The sequence below is a fragment of the Bacteroides sp. HMSC067B03 genome (assembly GCF_001811315.1).
In the GTDB taxonomy this organism is placed as follows: Bacteria; Bacteroidota; Bacteroidia; order Bacteroidales; family Bacteroidaceae; genus Bacteroides; species Bacteroides faecis.
Genome location: NZ_KV804475.1, coordinates 1 through 453, shown reverse-complemented (window position 1 = coordinate 453; position 453 = coordinate 1). Strand labels below are relative to the sequence as shown.

Here is a 453-nt window from a genome sequence, read left to right as displayed (position 1 = left end):
ATTTTCGTTCACGCTGGTGAAACCGATCTCCTGCAAAACAGATACCTGTTCTTCTTTATTCATACGCAAAAGCAATGCGCTTTCATTATTCTTGTCTGTCATAAATACACTGTTTTTAATGGGTTAATCTTCTGCCGTTGCCCTTACATGCAACAGGCTTGTATTTTTATTCTGTACGGTCATGTGTCCGGTATTCAAATTACACGTCCATGCATTTGTCGTATCGTAGTACGTGCTCGTCCAATAGTATTTGTCCGTCAACAGCATGCTGTCACTGCTCCAAAATGCACGCAGCATTTCATTGATTTGATCACGGTATCGATACATGATCATCATCTGTCCGGAAGAAGGCAAGAACCATTCTGTATCATCTTCCATACCGTCACCATCAAGCGTGAAGGCTTTATAGGCTACGGCAGCTTCCGCAGCGGGTGCGCCTTCCACACCGTTCGA

Annotated in this window: 1 pseudogene; it reads right to left on the bottom strand. The window is 44.2% G+C overall.

Annotated features, from left to right (window positions below):
- Nucleotides 1-123 precede the first annotated feature (123 nt).
- Nucleotides 124-453, bottom strand: a pseudogene (locus HMPREF2794_RS24545) (DUF1566 domain-containing protein); the annotation flags it as partial.